The sequence below is a fragment of the Adlercreutzia sp. DFI.6.23 genome, from assembly GCF_024462535.1.
GTDB classification, from domain to species: Bacteria; Actinomycetota; Coriobacteriia; order Coriobacteriales; family Eggerthellaceae; genus Adlercreutzia; species Adlercreutzia rubneri.
In genome coordinates this window covers 1-444 of record NZ_JANGBP010000077.1, presented here as the reverse complement: position 1 = coordinate 444, position 444 = coordinate 1, and the positions used below count along the sequence as shown (strand labels likewise).

Here is a 444-nt window from a genome sequence, read left to right as displayed (position 1 = left end):
CTGTCGGATACCGCCGTGGGCGTGGCCAACCGCTGGATCCCCATCCGCCCCGGTACCGACAAGGCGCTCGTGGCCGGCATGATCCAGTACCTGTTCAGCGCCGGCAAGCTGGACGAGCAGCTCATCCGCGACAAGTTCGTCGGCTTCTTCTCCGACAGCTTCGCCGACGACGTGAAAGCCGCCGAGCCCACGAGCACCGCCTTCATGGGGCTCGACAAGTCCGGCAAGCTCACCATCAAGGAGGACATGTCCTACGATGCCTACCTCGCCGGCACCGGCGCCTACAAGGGCACCGGCGAGAAGACCCCCGAGTGGGCCGCCGGCATTACCGGAATCCCGGCCGACACTATCCGCGAGTTGGCCGACCTGTACATGGACGGTCCGACGGCCACCATTCAGGGCTGGGCCCGCAACGTCACTCCAACGGCGGCAACAACTCCCGCG

General features: G+C 66.4%; 1 pseudogene. It reads left to right on the top strand.

Features of this window, described 5'->3' with window-relative positions:
* Positions 1-444: pseudogene (locus NE591_RS12415) on the top strand (molybdopterin-dependent oxidoreductase); the annotation flags it as partial.